Genomic DNA, 15084 nt, shown 5'->3' with positions numbered 1-15084 from the left:
AGGCCCTGGCCGTGCCGGGGACCGGCGGTCGTGCCGGGGGGCGGCGGTCGTGCCGGGGATCAGCGCGGCGGCAGGCGCTGCGCGGGCACGCCGGGCACGTCCGGGGCGAACGCGGAGAGCCGGGCGAGCAGTTCACCGAACGGGCCGTCCGCCGGCTCCTGGGACAGCACCCGCAGCACGATGCCCGCCATCTCCTGGTCGTACGCGGCACTGACGGCGGCGAGCGCCGCGAAGTCGTGCACCAGCTGCGTCTCCAGCTCGGCGCGCGGGATGCGCCGTCCGTCCAGCCAGATCAGCGCCGTCGACTCGGCGAGCGAGACCCAGGAGCGGACCACCAGCTCCAGCCGGGCCGGTGGTTCGGTCACCCCGAGATGCGTGATGATCTGCTCGTACGCGGCCTGCCGCACCCCGTCGATCATGGCGTTCGCCGTGGAGGAACCGACCGCGGGCCCGCCCCGCATCAGCGCCGAGAAGCCGGGGCCGTGCTCGTCGACGAAGTCGAAGAACCGCCCCATCACCCGGAGCAGCCGCGCGCCCAGGGGCCCTTCCAGGGGCTCCAGGAAGCGGGCCGCCAGCTCGTCCGCGGCCCGCCGCAGCGCCGCCTCGTACAGGCTCTGCTTCCCGGGGAAGTAGTGGTACACGAGCGGACGGGAGATGCCGGCGGCCGCGGCGATCTCGTCGATCGACACGTCCTCGGGCGAGCGGCGGCTGAACAAGTCCAGCGCGACGCCGATCAGTTGCTGTCTGCGCTCCTCGACGCCCATCCTGCGCCGCATCCCGGTCGTCATACGGACAGCCTATCCGGGGCCGGGGAGGGCGTCGCGCCCGGCGTGCACCGGCCGGCGAGCGCCCTACAGGTCCAGGACGAGACGCCCGCCCCGGCACCGCGAGACGCAGATCAGCATCGAGTCGCCCCGCTCGTCGTCGGTCAGCAGATCGTCCCGGTGATCGATCTCGCCCTCCAGGACCCGCTGCTGGCAGGTCCCGCAGAACCCCTGCTCGCAGGAGTACGCGACGTGCGGCGCCGCCGTGCGGACCGCGTCCAGCACCGACTGCCCGGCCGCGACCGGCACCGTGCGCCCGCTGCGCCGCAACTCCACCTCGAACGCCCCGGAGCCGGGGCCCGACGCGTCACCCGTCGCGGCCGAGAACCGCTCCAGGTGCAGCGGGTGCCCCTCCGGGAGCGCGGCGGCGACGGCGTCCATCAGCGGCTCGGGCCCGCAGCAGTAGACCGCCGTGCCCGGGGCGAGCGCGCCCAGCGCCGCCGCGACGTCCGGGTGACCCGCCTCGTCCTGGGCGACGACCGTGACCCGGCCCCCGTCCGCGTCGAGCCCCTCGATCTCCGCCAGGAACGGCATCGACCCCCGCGACCTGCCCCCGTACAGCAGCCGCCAGTCCGCCCCCGAAGCGGCCAGCGACCGCAGCATCGGCCACACCGGGGTGATCCCGATGCCGCCGACGACGAAGACGTAGGCCCCGGCCTCGGCCAGCGGGAAGCGGTTGCGCGGCCCGCGCACCTCGATCTCCAGGCCCTCCCGGAGCTGTTCGTGCACCTCCCGCGAACCGCCGCGGCCGCCCTCCACCAGCCGGGTCGCCACGGTGTACGCACCGGTGTCGTCCGGGTCGCCGCACAGGGAGTACTGCCGCACCAGACCGGACGGCAGCACCAGGTCCAGATGGGCCCCCGGCTCCCAGCGCGGCAGACCGGCCCCCTCCAGCCGGAGCTGGACGACACCGTCGGCGACCACGGTCCGCCCGGTGATCAGCAGCCGGCGGACCGAGGTCGCGCGCCGCTTCGAGTGGCCCGACACCGGCTCGGGCAGAGCGGGCAGCGGCCACAGCGGGGACCGGGCGATCCGGCGCCTCAGGGCGCGCCGGGTGAGCAGGGCGGCGCCGGAGACGAGCACGACGGTACGCAGACGGGGCAGAGCCATGGGTCAGGCCCCTTCCGTCGTGGCGGCCTCGGCGGCGAGCGCGGCGGGGGAGCGGGTCAGGTAGGCGACGGCCTGGGCCGTACTGCCCTCCTGGGAGGGGTGGTACGACCGGCTGAGATAGCTCGGCACGGACCGCAGGATCGAGCCCGTGCTGGGCAGCGTGCCCTGCTTGCCGCTCGCGTGGAACGCCTTGAAGGAGGCCTTGCCGCCCAGCAGCGTGGGGTCGTTCTCCATGAAGAAGCGGGTGCCGCGCTGCCAGAGGAACAGCAGCGCGGAGAACGCCGCCGCCCAGGTGCGCACCCGCCGCCGGTAGCCGCCGTCCACGTGCATGAAGACGTCGAAGGCCACCGACCGGTGCTCGACCTCCTCCGCCCCGTGCCAGCGCAGCAGATCGAGCATCGTCGGATCCGCGCCCCGGCGGTCCAGGGCGTCGGCGTTGAGGATCCAGTCGCCGAGGAACGCGGTGTAGTGCTCGATCGCCGCGATCGTCGCCACCCGCTCCATCAGCCACCACTTCGAGGCCCGCCCCGGCGGCAGGGTCCGGTCCCCGAGCAGCTTCTCGAAGAACCAGTCGACCTGCGCGGTGTACGGGGTCGGGTCGAGGCCCGACTCCCGCAGATGCGGCAGCACATCGTCGTGCGCCTGCGAGTGCACGGCCTCCTGCCCGATGAACCCGATGACGTCCTCGCGCAGCCGGTCGTCGTGGATGTACGGGAGTATCTGCCGGTAGACGTGGATGAACCAGCGTTCCCCGGCCGGGAGCAGCAGATGGAGCACGTTGATGGTGTGCGTGGTGAACGGGTCGCCCGGCACCCAGTGCAGAGGGGTCTGCTCCCAGGCGAAGGACACCTTGCGGGCCTTGAGGGGCGTCCGCTCCGACGCGACCGCCGCTGGCTGCGTATTAGACATGGTGTCAATGTACTGACGGGTATGTGGGGGGACCAGAGGCGTGCACGGATTGCCGGTGCCGAATGAGGCGCGGCGGCCGCGGAGGCCCCTCGACCGACGCTCCGGGCGCTCGGCCCACGGCACGGTGCTGTCAGACGCGCCGTTCGACGGTGTTCGGGGTCGAGGTGCCCCAGTCCTCGTCGTCCTCCGCGATACGCCGGCGCTCCGGCGCGGGCCGGGAGGCGGGCGGCTTCGGGGCGCCTCCGCGTGCGTGTTCCAGCAGTGTGCGCAGCGTGGGCTGGATCGCGCGCTGGTCGCCGAACTCCCTGTCCAGGGCCGCGGGCAGGGTCTCCGCCCAGAATTCCCACAGCGGCCGGATCCAGCCGTCCACGCGTCGGCCGCCCTGCTCCCGGCGCTCCTCCAGGAGTTCCAGCTGGCGCGGGGCGATGCGCTCGACGAGCTCGACGAAGAGGGCGTCCGGTCCGGAGCCTGCCCGGGAGAGGCCGAGGGGGCGGGCCGCCATGAGCTTGGCCCCGTAGTCCTCCACGGTGTGTTCGTCGTCCAGCACCGTCCAGCGTTCGTAGGAGCGCAGCAGCTCCGACCAGCTGGAGATGCCGCCGGGGAAGTCGCCGAGCCGCAGCCGTACGCCGGGGACGTTCGCCCCCTTCTCCGGGAACAGCCGCAGCCGCACCCGCGAGGGCGAGGCGGACTCGCCGTCCAGGACGTCGACCTGGCCGTTCCACAGGCAGCACAGCAGGCGGTGCAGGATCGTGCGCCGGTCCTCCTCGCTGCTGACCATCCAGTCGTCCTCGAAGCCGAGGCGCTGGCGCCAGCGCAGTACGTCGTGGGCCTGCTCGTCGTCCTTGGCCCTGGCCCACTGGCGGAGCACCTTGCGGGCCTCGGGCACCTGGGTGAGGCTCATCTCGCTGCGGAAGAGGACCACGGTGATCGAGTCGCTTCCCACCTCCCGGTACTCCACGGACGCCCTGGGCACGGACGGCAGCCGCAGAGTCCGGTAGAGGTACTCCTGTACCACCTCCTCGGCCGTTTGGACCTGCGGGTGGGTGACCAGGACCCGCAGCGGCCCGGTGCCCTCCGGGGTGAAACCCACCGGCAGGAGCCCTGCCAGCCCGTGTTCGAACCGGTCGAGCGTCCCCCGGCTCACGGAGTCGAAAGCGTTCGGTTCGCCCGCGGCGGCAGCCAGCAGCAGGCCCATCGGTGGGAGCAGCGGCGGAGTCTTCAGGTGTTCGCCGGAGAACACCTGCATGACGCGTGCCGCGAGGAGCGCCTGTGTTGCGGCCACCGCGCCCGCAGGGTCATTGCGCGTGCGCGTGTACATCGAACGCCAGGTTTCCCCGTTGATCGTCCTGAGGAGCAGGTCGGCTTCGTCGCCGTTCTCGCGAGGCGCCTCGCCGCGGACGAGCTGGGCGGCGACGTCCTCGTAGAAGTGGTTGAGGTCGAGCTGCGGCGGCAGCAGGTACGCGATCCCGACGCGGTCCGCGTACAGCTCCCGGCTCTTCTCCACCGAGCTCCGGCGTTCCTCGCCGGCATGATGGTAGAAGGCGTCCAGCAGGCTGCTGAGTTCGCCGACCGCTGTCTCCGCTTCCGGTAGCCAGCGCTGCTGCTGCTCCCGCCAGGCCTCGTGCCAGACGGCCCGGCAGCGCCAGCGGTACCAGGTGTCCTGGGCCTGGAGGGCGGCCCGTACGTCGTCGTCGCCCCACCGGGCCGGGGACATCCCGGCGATACGGCCCTTGATCCGGGGGGTCTTCGGCGGCTGGTCGGTGACGCCCGCGGGCCGCTTCGGGGAGCGGGAGCGGGCGGTGAGCATGCCGAGGAACCCGAGCCGGGTGATCTCGTTCTCGCTGTCCGGAACGCCCCTGACGAGGCGTTCGGCGAGGAACGGGTCGACGCTCTGGAGGAGCTTCTCGATCGCCGGGCGCGGGCTGAACCGGGCCGCCATCGCGGCGGCCTGGCGGTCGGCGATGGAGTGGAGCCCGGACAGCAGGCGCTGCATGTCCCCGATCCGCTGGTTGAGCGCCTCCTCGATCGCCTTGCCGCCGCGCGGCAGCGGCTGCGGGTCCCCCACGGGCAACTGCTCGGGTTCCCAGAGCTCTTCGAGCTGGGAGTCGGCGAACAGCTGCCGGACCCGGTAAGCGGTCTCGTCCCCGGACACAAGGGGTGGACGCCCCGCCAGATCGGTGACCGCGACCCGCAGCAGCCGTCCGGCGACCAGGTCGGCCAGCTGGTCCATGGGCGCGGTCATCGAGGCGACCAGGCTGGTGGAGACCCCCTGCCGGCCGATGCCGGTGGGGGACGGGCTGCCGCGCTGCACGCCCCGGTTGATGAAGTCGGCGGCGAACGTCTGGAAGTCGTCGTCTCCGGCCATCGACCGGCCCTGGGAGCGGCTGCCGCCCAGCCCGGTGCCGATCAGCGACATCACCAGCGAGACGATGGAGCGACGCAGGTCGTCCTGGCGCATGCCCGCGGTCGGGCTGAACAGGAGCGCGGTCGGCAGGATGCCGGTGCGTAGCTTGATCGGCCGGGTGCCGGGGTAGCGGATGCCGAGGCCGGTCTCCTGATCGAGGTCGCCGATGTCGACCGCTGCGACCGGCGCGTTCTGCCCGTCGACCAGCCGGAACAGGTCGACGAGCGAGCGGGCCGCGTTCAGCTCCGCCTCGCGCCCGCCACCGGCCCCGTCGGGGAACGCGGACGGCATCAGGACGAGTGGGTGGAGTCTCACGCCGTTGAAGCGGCGCATCGTGAACGCCTGGTTGATCAGGTGCAGATAGTCCAGGAAGATCCCGGCCCCGGTGCCGCCGGCCACCGAGAAGGCGACGAAGACGTCGCAGCCGTTGATCCGGCCGCCGCCCAGTGCGCTCAGTTCTGCCGCGGAGTGCGCGATGGCGTCGATGGCCTGGAGGAGGGGTTCCAGGACCGGCTGGAGGGAGTGCCGCAGCGTGGCGAAGAGCGCGGCGCGGCCCACCGTGGGGAGCTGGCCCGCGCCGTTGTGCAGCGGGGTGACGCGCGGTTCGCCCTCGTGCGGGGGCAGCCAGCCCGAGACCTCCTCGCGCAGGCTCGCCCGCAGCATCTGCGTCACCTCCGGCGAATTCTCGGAGTCGGGGCGGAGGTCGTGGGTGGCCCGCGAGGTGCGGGCGTACGCCGCGCGCAGCGAGGAGTCCACGTTGAACTGGGGCAGCCGCTGGAGGTCGGGCTCGCTGAAGTCCGCGTACACGAACTGCAGGCAGTCGGGCAGTTGGTAGGGGGCGAGGCCGCCGATGTGCTGGAGGGCGGTGCCGTCGGGGCCGCACAGGTCCACGCGCAGCTTGCGTTCCAGTTCGGCGCCGACGAGGCCGCCGGTCCCGCCCAGCCCGACGAAGAGCATGGGGGCACGCAGGGCCATACCGGAGGGCGTCCAGCGGGCGCTGCGCCGGATCTCGCCGACCCAAGGAAGAGCGGTGCGCGCGGAGGCGTGGGGAGGAGCGGAGCGGGCAGAGGCGGCGGGGGAGGACGTGGCCTCGATGCGCTCGGTGAGTGCCGCGGCGGCTGTCCGGTAGTCACCGCCCATGCCTGCGAGGACCGAGGCGGCGACCCGGGCGAACGGCAGGCTCCCGGCCGGGAGGCGCCACGTGTCCTGCGCATCGGCCGACGGGATCAGCGAACGGAAGTTGAGGCTGCCTCCCAGCTGCTGGGCCACCCGCCCCGACACCTGGCCCACCACGTCCAGCGTGCGGAGGGACTCCTGTCGGGTCAGCGTGCTCAGCAGGACATCACGGACGCCGGGCAGGAAGTCGTACAGCGTCAGATCCGGGTCCTCGCCGAGGACCGCAGTGCTGCCGTCGGCCCGATGCATCAGACCGGACAGGAAGACTTCGGCGAGATGCGACGGCTTCGAGCGGGGCATCATGACCCGCTGGATCAACCGCATGACCGGCATGACCAGCGGAGCGGCCGCGAGGTAGCCGGCCAGTTCGAAGGCGCTCTGCGAGGCTTCCCCGCGGAATCGCTCGACGAGGGCCTGCGCGGACAGCCCTCCGGGCGCGGTGTCGTACGCCTCGGGCACGGCACCGCTGTCCGCCTCCGGACCGTCGGTGGGCAGGGCCAACAGGGGCGTCCAGCCCGCCGCGCGTCCCGACACCACGTGAGCCCACGGCGCGATCCACTCGGCGTCCAGTTCCAGCACCGGCACCCAGCCGCCGCTCCGGGGCGCCGGTGGTGTACCGCGTACGCTGCTCCCGCCCCGGAACAGTGGAGTGTTCCGCCCCTGGGGCGCTGGCCGGGCGAGCACCGGCACAGGAGCCAGACCGGTGCGGTGCCACAGGGATCGGGGCAGTACCTGGAGCACCGCGACCGGCCGGTCGCGGGACCACTGCCGTAGGGCCGATCTCATCCCGTCACGGCGCCACAAAGGACCCACACCGTCGGTCAGGAGCAGCAGGAGGCGCCGGCCGGTCGGATCGGCCAGCTGCTCCCACGGCATGCCGCGCTTGGGCCGCGCGCCAGTCGCCCGACGGAAGGTGGAGAATCGCGGCTCGGTCCCACCGCTCTCCAACGACCAGGCGCGTACGGTGCGGAACGCTCCCTGGCCCTCCAGCAGGGTGCGCAACTCCGCTGCCAGCTGATGCCAGATCACCATGGACGGGCCGGTGTCCACGACCAGGTCCACAGAGAGCCATCGCTCGGTGCGGGGGAGCCAGGCGGGCACCAACAGGGAAGCCTCACCCGTGGCGGTGGCCGTCGCCGCCTCGTCGAGAATTCGGGTCCCGGACGTCTCCACCCGTCTCTTCAACGGTCGTAGCGCGCGGGCGATGGCGAGGGAGTCGCCGAGCGCGGGTTCGCGGGGTGCCCGGACCATGGCGCCGGGATCACCGGACGCGATGGGACCGTTGCCGGGGACGACGGACCTGGGGTCCCGGTGGAAAGCGGGTGCAGAGGTACGTCGGGCGCGGAGCTGGAAGGCTCGCCGCCTCTCTCCGTCCGCCCGTCGAACGCATCGGCCGACGCAGGACGGGGGGACGGCTCCGGCGGACGCGTGCCGCCGGGAACCCGAGTCCCACCGGTGCCTCCCGACGGGCCACCCAGGTCCGACCCGACGCCGTACCGGGCCGCGCTTCCTGACCGGGACTCCTCCCTCTCCTCGCCAGGTGTGGCGCGGCTGATGGCCCGGGCCATCCACAGGAGGTCCGCGACGTCCTCCGCCGACGGCGAGTCCGTACCAGCAAGCAATGCGGCCAAGCCCCGTGCCAGGGAATCGTCCTGCGGGCTCACCCTTCGTTCAGCGGCCGCATCAGGTGGTCCCTGACGAGGTCACGCTCCTCCGGATCGCTCCAGATGCTCTGCGCCACCCGCACCGCGTTCAGCAACTGGTCGTTCGCGAGTTCCGCTCCGTCGTCGTCCTGCTTCCGCAGGAACTCCATGATGAGCTGCTCGCGCACTTCCTCGGACGGCCCCTCGGACGCCGGCAGGTGCGCGGCCACGAGCCGTGCCAGCTTGGCCCGGTCCGGTTGGCGGATCTCCAGTCGGATGCAGCGCCGCAGGAAGGCCGGCGGGAACTCCCGTTCTTCGTTGCTCGTCATGATCACCACAGGGAACTCGTGGCAGCGGACCTGCCCGTGTCTCAATTCGACGGAGCCGTCGTGGTCAGACGTCATTACCTGGGCGGTAGGCCGGCTGAGACGGGTGAGTTCGGGGATGGTGAACTCACCCTCCTCGAACACATGGAGAAGGTCGTTCGGGAAGTCCAGGTCGCTCTTGTCGATCTCATCGATGAGCAGGACGCGAGGGGTGCGCCAGGGGAGCAGCGCCGTCCCCAACGGCCCCAGGCGCAGGTATCGGCCGATGTCGGGCGGCTCCACCGCGGCCGGCTCGGTGGTCCCGGGCCGGGACACCTCGACGAGTCGCTCCCGCAGACCGACGTCCTGGAGTCGGCCGATCGCGTCGTAGTGGTACTGGCCGTCCTGCATGGTGGTACGACTGGTGACCGGCCAGCGCAGTACGGGCCCGAGCCGCAGTTCCCGGGCGATGCTGTACGCCAAGGTCGACTTGCCGACTCCGGGCCGCCCGGTCACCAGCAGAGGTCGGCGAAGCATCATGGCCATGTTCACCAGGTGGATCTCCTCGCGGTCCGCCTGGTAGGTGACCGCCCTGAGCTGACGGCCGAGCCGGCGGTGCCCGTCCCGTTCCTCCCTCAAGGGGGGCGGCTCGGGCATCTCTTCGGACGCCGCCGAGGTGGAGAACGAACGCCACGGCGGCGCGGGCGGCAGCCGGTCGATGCCGTCGTGCGGTTCGGGAGCGCACCGGTAGAGCCACCAGTCCGGGTCCGGTGCCTCCGACGCCTCTCCCTCGCTCGGAGGCGTGATCGGGCCGCTGCTGCTGCCGCTGTTCGCCACGCTCATGCCGGTCCGCCGCTTCCTCTCGTTGCCTTCATGACTTCCGCGGACGCACGTCCGGCGCGGTCAGGGTCCCTTCCCGAGGGACACATTTGGGGTCGTCCCACAGAAGGGTCAGGTGGTTGTGCATGTCCTCGCTGTCGTCCTTGGCCGCCGCGCGCCGCCAGAGCCTGAGGTGATCGGGAAGTAAGGAGAACTGGGTGGCTGTCATCTCCCCGATGCGAGCCGCGAGTTCTTCGGGGTCGCCGTCGTCCCGTCGCCACATGATGAGGGGGATTCCCTCGCACACGGCTTCCTGGAGGGCGAGCGCTCGTTTCGGATTCTGTGGATCGTAGGCGAAGGCAAGAGCGAAAGAGGCGGCCTCCGGGTGGGTGTCGAGCCAGGCGCGCACTTCCCCGTCACGTCCTCGCAGACGCAGCACGTCGCCGTTCAGTTTGCTCGCGCGTGCCGATTCCAGAGCCAGCCAGGCGATTCTGTCGCACTGCTGTGCCGTGGTGGCCGGATCATGCAGAGCCTCCCACCGAAGGCTCCAGTCCCGGCGCCAGGACTGCCTCTCCATACGGTCCAAGGAGCGTATGACGACCGGGTACTTGTGTCCCAGAAGGTAGGTGTGGCCGTCGGTCAGCCAACGCTCCACCGGATGGCCGAGCAGGGACCACGGCAACAGGAACTCCACACGGACCTGGCCCGCGTCATCGAGGTGCGCTGTCAGGTCGGACCAGTCGGCGAGACAGGTACGGCCGAACCGCTTGAGTTCACCGAGACCGAATGTCCGTAGGGCCTCCCTCTTGCGGGGGTGGCTCAGACCGTCCTCCGTCCAGTCGAACAGGGCGGCGTCGACGGTGTACCTCTGTTTGCCCGGCGTCGTCTCCCGGAGACGGATCTGCAGAACCCGGCGCCCGCCCCGGGCCGTCGGCCGTCGGCCGCGGCCCGCGAGATCGGTCTTCGCCCCGGCGGGCAGCCCCAGTTCCTCGACCGCGAGGCTGACGTGGCTGCGCAGCATGGCCTGCTCCGTACCGGGCAGATCGGCGGCGAGCTCCGCAAGGAACCGCAGGACCAGGGGCGTGTCGGCGGACGGATCCGCGTCGGCCGCGGTGAACTCACGCGCGTCGCCCAGCCGTGCGACCATCCCGGACACGGATTCACTGCCCCGGAGCCCTGAGGGCTCGCCGGGGAGCAACGCCCTGCGCAGCGCTTCGCCGGCCACGGGCAGCGGCACGGTGTCCCTCATGGACTCGAGTTGGGCGACGATCGCCCGCAGTCTCGGCTTGGGGAGCCTTCCGGCGGGTGCCAGCTCGCTGACGACCCTGTCCAGCCGTGTCACCGCGGCCTCGTCCCCGCGCAGGAGGCGCAGGGTGTCGGCGAGAGCCCGCAGAGCGGCTCCGCGATCCCGGTGCCGGTCCATGGCACCGATCAGCGCGGCCACTTGGCTGCGGGGATCGGCGTGGTGCTCGACCACGAACGGGGCGGCGCTCCCGTCGAGGCGCTTACCCATGAGGAGCACGACCTGCCGGAAGAAGTCGGGATTGTGGAAGTCGGGGAATCCCACCAGTGCGCGCAACAACTCCTCGTAGGACCTGGCCGACCACTCGCCCCCGTCCGGCCGGATGCCGCTGGCTGTCGCTATGTCCTCCGGTTCGTGCCCCGGTCCTTCCTTCGGCACCGCCGTGGAACGGGGCCTGCCCCGCAGGCCGAGCCATGACCACGGCGAGCTACGGGTGCTGCCCGAACGGCCGGGCCCCGCGGACACACTCATTCCGGGTCCCTGATCATCGCGCCCAACGTGGCTGTGGCGGCATCGTCGGGACGCAGGACGGTGACGGCGTCGCGGAAGGCGGCGAGCGCGGCGGCACGCAGACGGTGGGTCTGGCAGCGCTCCACGATCTCCAGCAGGTGATCACGCGGATGGGCCCGGAAAGCGGGAGAGAAGCCCGCCTCCGGTTCCAAGGTGCTTCGCACCAGGCCGATCACCCGCCGCCGGAAGTCGGGGTCGTCCATGTCGGAGACCTGTTCGGCCACCCGCACGATGTCGATCGTGTCGGGAAAGACGCTGGGAGGGCTCTCCGGCACGGCTTCCACGGGCTTCGGCGCGGTGGGTGGGCCGTTCGTCGCGGAACTCAGGTTCGCCGGGGCGGCAGGAACAGGCTCCTGCTCGGCCGCCGCACCGGTGATGGGGCTGGTGGTGAAGGGGATCCCGGTGCCCGTGAGGACGAGGCGCCTGAGCGTGGAGTACGCGCGGGGCGACCGCACGATGCCGGAATGGCCGCCGGGGAGGACAGCGGTGTCGGGGAAGGTGCCGAGCGCGGAAGCAGGTGTCACCACGTTGTCGGTCTCGCCGGCGTAGACCGAGAACGGGATCGGACTCGTCCGGGCCGTTGTCTCCCGCGCGTTGACGATGTCACGCAGGACGATGCGCTGGGTATCAGCAATCTGTTGGTTCAGCGGCCTCAGCTGGCTTTCCTGCGGGTTGCGTGACAGCAATCCCCGACGCAGGGACAGGGCCAGCTGAGAGCCGTTGTTCGGGCAGGCGAAGAGCACGACTCGCCGGATACGGGCCAGGTCCCTGCCGCGTCCCTCGGCGAGCATCCGGGCCAGGAAGCGCTGGGCCACCAGCCCGCCCTGGCTGTGACAGACCAGCATCAGGCGGTCGAAGACCTCGGCTTCGGTGTCCAGGAACTCCTTCAAACTGTCGGCCACGGTGTCGAAAGCGGGAATCCTGCGCACGGGGACGACTTGCCACAGACGGGTGTCGTAGGTGAAGGGCAGTGCGGTGACGCCCTTCAGGCCGTCATCCTGCTCGATCGACGCGATGAGCGGATTCCACATCTCCGCCGATGAGCGGAAGCCGTGGACGAACACCACGCCCAGCCGTTCCTGCCTGTCCGCCGATCCCATCACAGCCCCCATGACGTCCGCCTGGGTGGTCAACCTACCCAAGAATGGCCCACTTTGGATCTCTCACGGAGAAGCCGGTCGGTATTGCCTTTCACCCCGGACTTCGTCTGCAACATCATGGAGGGATGACAACGAGATCCGTACAGGCCCGCTCCTTCGACGCCATCGCCGCCGCCTACGACGCGCACCGCCCCTCCTACCCGCCCGCCCTGTTCGACGCCGTCGAGGAGCTGGCCGGACTGCCGCTCGCCGGAGCCCGGGTCGCGGACGTCGGAGCGGGTACGGGTCTCGGCACGGCACGGCTGTACGAGCGCGGGGCCCGGGTCACGGCGGTGGAGCCGGGCGACGGGATGGCCGGGCAGTTCCGCCGGGGGCTGCCGGACGTGCCGCTGGTCCGGGGCGACGGGAACAACCTGCCGCTGCGGACCGGTTCCATGGACCTGATCACGTACGCCCAGGCGTGGCACTGGACCGACCCGGCCCGCTCGATCCCCGAGGTCCGCCGGGTGCTGCGCCCCGGCGGGGCGCTGGCGCTCTGGTGGAACGACGGCGACCCCGACGTGGAGTGGCTCGTCGACCAGGAGAACCGGATGCGGGTCTTCTTCGGGGCGGAGGTCCCCGCCGTCCCGTCCCACCGGGCCCGCTTCCGGGCCGCGCTGCCCGAGGGGCTCGACTTCCGCACCCGGCTGGTCGCGTGGAGCCGCCGCGTACCGGTCGACGCCCATGTCGCCAACCTGGCCACCCACTCCGACTTCCTGATCGGCGACCCGGTCGGGGTGCGTGACTTCTTCGACCGCGAACGGGCCCTGCTGACCGCGCTGTTTCCGGACGGCGAGGTCGAGGAGGCGTACCTCGTGAGTCTGGCCGTGGCCCACCCCTGAGCCCGGGGTCCGGGGTCCGGGGTGCGGGATCAGCCGTGGTCCAGATACGCCAGCACCGCCAGCACCCGGCGGTTGTCGTCGTCCGACGGGGGCAGGTCCAGCTTGCCGAAGATGTTCGACGTGTGCTTGGCCACCGCCCGCTCCGTGATCACCAACTGCGAGGCGATGGCGGCGTTGGAGCGGCCCTGGGCCACCAGCCCCATCACCTCCCGCTCGCGCGGGGTGAGGCCGCCCATCGGCTCGTCCCGCGAACGGCGCGACAGGAGCTGGGAGATGACCTGCGGATCCATCGCCGTGCCGCCCGCCGCCACCCGCCGTACCGCGTCGATGAACTGGTCCGCGTCGAAGACCCGGTCCTTCAGCAGATAGCCGATGCCGCCGTTGCCGTCGGCCAGCAGCTCCCGCGCGTACAACTGCTCCACGTGCTGAGAGAGCACCAGTACCGGAAGCCCCGGCCGCGCCCGGCGGGCGGCCAGGGCGCACTGGAGGCCCTCGTCGGTGTGGGACGGCGGGAGCCGGACGTCGACGACGGCGACGTCCGGCTCCAACTCCGCGAGTGCCTTGGTCAGTTCCGGCCCGGTCTCCACAGCCGCGGCGATCTCGAAGTCGTACGCCTCCAGCATGCGCACCAGGCCGTCGCGCAGCAGGAAGAGATCTTCGGCTAGGACAACTCGCAAGGAATCTCCATGGTCACCATGGTGGGACCGCCCGCGGGACTGCTGACGGCCAGGATGCCGTCGAATGTACCCAGTCGCCGTTCGATTCCGCTCAGCCCCGAGCCCGATCCGACGACCGCGCCGCCCCTGCCGTCGTCCGTCACGGAGATCCGCAGCATCCCCTCCGCGTGGTGCACGTCCACGTGGATCCGCTCCGCCTCCGCGTGCTTCACCGTGTTCGTCAGGGCCTCGCTGACCGCGAAGTACGCCGCCGACTCCACCGGGGCCTGTGCCCGCCCCGACAGCTCCACCGTCACCTCGGAGGCGACCGGCAGCCGCAGGGCCAGCGCCTTGACCGCGTCGCCGAGACCCCGCTCCGCCAGGACCGGCGGGTGGATGCCCCGGACCAGGTCCCGCAGTTCGGTGAGGGCCTCGGCGGAGGACTCCCGGGCCATCGCCAGCATCCTCTTCGCCTGCGCCGGGTCCTTCTCGATCAGCGCCTCGATCGTGCCCAGGTTCATGCCCATCGCGACCAGCCGCGCCTGCGCCCCGTCGTGCAGGTCCCGTTCGATGCGGCGCAGCTCGGACGCGGCGGTGTCCACGGCCTCGTGCCGGGTCTCGGTCAGCCGCTCGACGCGCTGGGCCAGCCTCTCGTCCCGGCTCGGCCCCAGCAGCGTACGGGCGAGCAGGAAGTGCGCCCGCAGCAGCGGTCCGGAGGCCCGCATCCCCAGGTGGAAGAGCACGACCCCCAGCGCCAGGGCCGAGATGCCCGTCGCCTGGCTGTCCACCGGCACGAACCCGTACCAGTACGGATCGTCCCGGAACACCCGCCACAGCCCCGCCGCCAGGACGAGGCCCTCCACCGGGTAGATCATCAGGGCCGCCGCCAGGACCGCCAGCACCGTGCCGGCCGTCATGTCCATCAGCAGCCACAGCAGGTCCCGCCAGGTCGCCGGGTCCTTCAGCATCAGCGTGGTGCGCTCCACCTGACCGGTGACACCCGTCCGCAGATCCTTCGGGAACGGCCGGTACGGGACCGGAATCCGTACGTATGACCACGTCGCCGCCCACAGCCGCCGCTGGTTGGCGTGCTTGCGGACCGCCTCCAGCACGACCGGGGTGGTGAACACGCCGACGCCCAGCAGGACGAAGACGATCGAGAGCACCGCGAGCACGAACAGAGTGATGGACGCCGCCAGCCCGGCCACCGACAGGAACAGTCCGCGCCCCGCCGCCGTCGCCGCCGGCCGCAGCCGTCCAGAGAACACCTTCATCGCGGGTCTCTCCCCCTCACCGGAGCCGGGCCGGTCCCGGTCCGGGTGCCAGTCTCACCCGGCCCCGCCCCGCCGCGTCAGCCGGTCCACCACCCGGCGGGGGTGTACCTGGCACCACCCCCCGACCCGCCCCCTACGCCTCCGCGACCGGGGGTTCCGGCGGCTGGGGC

10 protein-coding genes are annotated in these 15084 nt (G+C 71.8%); 1 reads left to right on the top strand and 9 read right to left on the bottom strand.

The genetic code is table 11. From position 1 onward, the window contains the following. Nucleotides 1-59: 59 nt before the first annotated feature. From OG245_RS09540 to OG245_RS09510, 7 genes are all read right to left on the bottom strand, one after another. A complete protein-coding gene (locus tag OG245_RS09540) occupies nucleotides 60-788 on the bottom strand; it encodes a TetR/AcrR family transcriptional regulator (RefSeq protein ID WP_371623091.1) in 729 nt (242 codons plus the stop codon). A gap of 63 nt (nucleotides 789-851) precedes the next feature. Then, entirely contained in the window at nucleotides 852-1934 is a 1083-nt protein-coding gene (locus tag OG245_RS09535; protein WP_371623090.1) for a 2Fe-2S iron-sulfur cluster-binding protein, read from the bottom strand. A gap of 3 nt (nucleotides 1935-1937) precedes the next feature. Then, on the bottom strand, nucleotides 1938-2843 hold the full coding sequence (locus OG245_RS09530) for a metal-dependent hydrolase (RefSeq protein ID WP_371623089.1): 906 nt from the start codon (nucleotides 2841-2843) through the stop codon (nucleotides 1938-1940). A 130-nt stretch (nucleotides 2844-2973) separates the two neighbouring features. Continuing rightward, on the bottom strand, nucleotides 2974-7995 hold the full coding sequence (locus tag OG245_RS09525; protein ID WP_371623088.1) for an SAV_2336 N-terminal domain-related protein: 5022 nt from the start codon (nucleotides 7993-7995) through the stop codon (nucleotides 2974-2976). An 88-nt stretch (nucleotides 7996-8083) separates the two neighbouring features. After that, nucleotides 8084-9214: an AAA family ATPase gene (locus tag OG245_RS09520; protein ID WP_371623087.1), complete on the bottom strand. Its 1131-nt coding sequence runs from the start codon at nucleotides 9212-9214 to the stop codon at nucleotides 8084-8086. Nucleotides 9215-9242: 28 nt separating this feature from the next. After that, nucleotides 9243-10964, bottom strand: a complete 1722-nt coding sequence (locus OG245_RS09515; RefSeq protein WP_371623086.1) for a hypothetical protein — start codon at nucleotides 10962-10964, stop codon at nucleotides 9243-9245. Further along, complete coding sequence (locus tag OG245_RS09510) at nucleotides 10961-12136, bottom strand: esterase/lipase family protein (RefSeq protein ID WP_371623085.1); 1176 nt, start codon at nucleotides 12134-12136, stop codon at nucleotides 10961-10963. The genes OG245_RS09515 and OG245_RS09510 overlap by 4 nt, the downstream gene beginning before the upstream one ends. A gap of 92 nt (nucleotides 12137-12228) precedes the next feature. Between OG245_RS09510 and OG245_RS09505 the strand changes: the two genes are divergently transcribed. Continuing rightward, nucleotides 12229-12984, top strand: coding sequence for a class I SAM-dependent methyltransferase (locus OG245_RS09505; protein WP_371623084.1), 756 nt, complete (start codon nucleotides 12229-12231; stop codon nucleotides 12982-12984). Between the two features lie 29 nt (nucleotides 12985-13013). Here the strand turns inward: OG245_RS09505 and OG245_RS09500 are convergent, their stop codons facing one another. Beyond that, the gene (locus tag OG245_RS09500) at nucleotides 13014-13661 is read right to left on the bottom strand and encodes a LuxR C-terminal-related transcriptional regulator (protein WP_371623083.1); all 648 of its coding nucleotides are present in this window, start codon (nucleotides 13659-13661) and stop codon (nucleotides 13014-13016) included. Further along, nucleotides 13646-14914 (bottom strand): sensor histidine kinase, encoded by a 1269-nt coding sequence (locus OG245_RS09495; RefSeq protein WP_371623082.1) that lies wholly within the window; start codon nucleotides 14912-14914, stop codon nucleotides 13646-13648. The genes OG245_RS09500 and OG245_RS09495 overlap by 16 nt, the downstream gene beginning before the upstream one ends. Nucleotides 14915-15084: the final 170 nt, after the last annotated feature.

The organism is Streptomyces sp. NBC_01116 (genome assembly GCF_041435495.1).
Classification (GTDB): domain Bacteria; phylum Actinomycetota; class Actinomycetes; order Streptomycetales; family Streptomycetaceae; genus Streptomyces.
The sequence above is the reverse complement of the archived record's forward strand: the minus strand, read 5'-3'. Positions and strand labels throughout refer to the sequence as shown.